Source organism: Paenarthrobacter sp. TAF1 (genome assembly GCF_052113825.1).
Classification (GTDB): domain Bacteria; phylum Actinomycetota; class Actinomycetes; order Actinomycetales; family Micrococcaceae; genus Arthrobacter; species Arthrobacter nicotinovorans.
The window spans coordinates 1-2,597 of the sequence record NZ_JBFRDO010000041.1 but is presented as its reverse complement, the minus strand read 5'-3'; the positions used below and the strand labels follow the sequence as shown (position 1 = coordinate 2,597).

At 61.1% G+C, this 2,597-nt stretch carries 3 protein-coding genes; 2 read left to right on the top strand and 1 reads right to left on the bottom strand.

Features of this window, described 5'->3' with window-relative positions; translation table 11 throughout:
• Positions 1 to 686: 686 nt before the first annotated feature.
• Complete coding sequence (locus tag AB4Y81_RS21480) at positions 687 to 1,118, bottom strand: universal stress protein (protein WP_018780363.1); 432 nt, start codon at positions 1,116 to 1,118, stop codon at positions 687 to 689.
• Positions 1,119 to 1,278: 160 nt separating this feature from the next.
• Here AB4Y81_RS21480 and AB4Y81_RS21475 point away from each other — a divergent pair, with 160 nt between their 5' ends.
• Together AB4Y81_RS21475 and AB4Y81_RS21470 are read left to right on the top strand one after the other, a co-directional pair.
• Positions 1,279 to 2,085, top strand: a complete 807-nt coding sequence (locus AB4Y81_RS21475; RefSeq protein ID WP_110505918.1) for an SDR family oxidoreductase — start codon at positions 1,279 to 1,281, stop codon at positions 2,083 to 2,085.
• Between the two features lie 111 nt (positions 2,086 to 2,196).
• Positions 2,197 to 2,406, top strand: coding sequence for a dodecin (locus tag AB4Y81_RS21470; protein ID WP_011773002.1), 210 nt, complete (start codon positions 2,197 to 2,199; stop codon positions 2,404 to 2,406).
• Positions 2,407 to 2,597 lie beyond the last annotated feature (191 nt).

Genomic DNA, 2,597 nt, shown 5'->3' with positions numbered 1-2,597 from the left:
ATAACTCTGTTGGGAGACACTGGCCTGACGAGCGACGGACGCCCCTTCGACTCCGCCGCTTGGGAGGACTGGGTCGAAAGTATCGAATGGATCAAATCCGGACGCTTCCCTCGAACCCGCGAATCATCGTCACCAGCTGAGTCCCCTCAGGGAGCAGGATCGCTAACGTTGACATCGCGTGAGGGGTTCCTGGCCGCGACAGACTTCTTGTGGGAATACGCAAGTCGTGCAGGGGATCACCTGCTTGCGCTGCTCGATGACATGACCCTCGCGAATGATGGACAGTCAGCAGATCGTAGAATTCGGCGGGACTGGCTTGCTAGCGTCGACTGGATCAGGTCAGGCAACCCGACAAGAAACCGGTTCTAGGCAGCACTCATGCGCATTTTTGCCCCGCGGGATTCCCCCAGCTTTCATTCCATCGATCCACCCAAGAGAGCAAGAACCGAGTATCAACACTACGCCGAAGCGCCAGAGGCCAGGAACCGTCCCCTAGAGCTAGCTGGTCGATGCGCATCTACCTCTCTGCACTGATGTCCGTAAGCCGATCCCCCAACGTCCGGCTGTGCAGACGACTTTGGATATTCAGTGCAGACGACTTCGGAAACTGACAGCCGGAGGACCCATCCGGATAGCAGAAGAGGCCGTTTTGAATGCTCAAAACGGCCTCTTTGCTTGCTTGGGTGTTACGCGTCCACTTCCGTGTTCACGATGTACACGTCGCACGGAGCGCCATGTGCCACGCTGTTGGCGATGCTGCCCAGGACGCGACCCAAGCCCTTCATGCGCTTGTTGCCCACGACGATCAGGGAGGCGTTGTTGGTCTCGGCGTAGTTGATCAGGGCGTTGGCCGGGTTGCCACGGGCAGCGTAGTACTTGACGCTGCCGGCCGGAACGTCAAGTTCTTCGGAGACCTTGCGGGCCACGTATTCCGCGGAGTCGGCCGAAGAGACCGTGATGCGGTCGCTGCCGCTGCCGAATTCTTCAATTCGGTCGTCCGAGAAGCCGCTGATGACGTGCAGTTCGGCACCGAGGGCGGTGGCGAGCTTCGCTGCCGCCATTGCTGCACGCTTGGCCGTTTCACTGTTGTCGACGCCGACGACAATAACTTCTGACATGAGAACTCCTGGTTGTGGGGATTCGCGGGGTGCTGCTGCAAGAAATCTACACTCCATGGCTGCACACCGGGGTGACCCTTTCGTGCCGGGAGTGTTTACTGCATGCGCCAGGGGGTAGGGATAAATCATCGGCACCACCACTTCACTGAAAGGCAGGACCATGAGCGACGCATCATTCGCCCCACAGACCGCCATCGTCACAGGCTCGGATTCAGGGATCGGGCGGGCCACGGCGGTGGCGCTGGCAAAAGCCGGCATGGACGTGGGAATCACCTGGCACTCGGACCAGCAGGGTGCCGAGGAAACCGCCGAGGAGGTCCGCCGCCTGGGACGCAAGGCGGTGGTCCACCAACTGGACACCACCGATGCCCGCGGAACGGCGGCCGCCGTGGACACCCTTGCCGAGGAACTCGGGGGCGTGGATGTCTTCGTGAACAACTCCGGAACCGGCGACGGCACCAAGTTCCTGGATCTCGACTACGAAACCTGGATGACCACGCTGGACACCAACCTCAATGGGGCCTTCGTGGCCATGCAGACGGCAGCCAAGCGCATGGTGAAGGCGGGGCGAGGGGGACGCATCATCGCCGTCACCAGCGTCCACGAATTCCAGCCCCGCGTTGGGGCCTCGGCCTACGACGCCTCCAAGCACGGTCTGGGTGGGCTCATCAAAACCATGGCGCTGGAACTCGCCGAGCATGGGATTACCGCCAACAACGTGGCGCCCGGCGAAATCGCGACCCCCATGACGGGCCAGGAGGACGAGGATCCCACCCAGAAGGAGCGGCCCGGAGTGCCCCTGGGACGCCCCGGAGACGCACGCGAAATAGCCGCCGTCATCGCTTTCCTCGCCTCCCCGGCGTCAAGCTACGTCAACGGCGCGTCGTGGGCGGTGGACGGCGGAATGCTGCAAATGGGACCCCAGGCCGGCTCGCACATCACCAGCAACGACTGGCGTGAAAGCTAAGCTGCGGGACCTCTGGCCGCACAGGGATCCGTGGGCTAGTCTGCATGGACAGCCCGCCCTGCGGGTCTGATTTCTTTTCCAAAGATTCGTATGACGTTGATGAGGAGCACCATGGCTGGCCACACGTATAGCGTTTCCGAAATTGTAGGAACTTCCACCGAGGGCGTGGACGACGCCATCAAGAACGGCATCGCGACAGCGTCCCAAACGTTGCGGAACCTCGATTGGTTTGAGGTCAAGGAAATCCGCGGTCACCTCGAGGACGGCGCGGTTGCCGACTGGCAGGTCACTATTAAGCTCGGTTTCCGCCTGGAGCGCTGACCGACCTCACCGCGAGCTGACAGTTGATGCCAATGTTTTGGAGGCAAAGTCATAGGGTCGTTGCAACGCTCTGATTGATGGAGCGTTTTATGGTCAAGTTGTTCCCCAAGGCTGCGCGTACTGAGTTTCTTGATTTGGTGTGTGCGGGGATGCCTGTTCGTACTGCTGCCCGGCGTGTCGGGGCGGTGCAC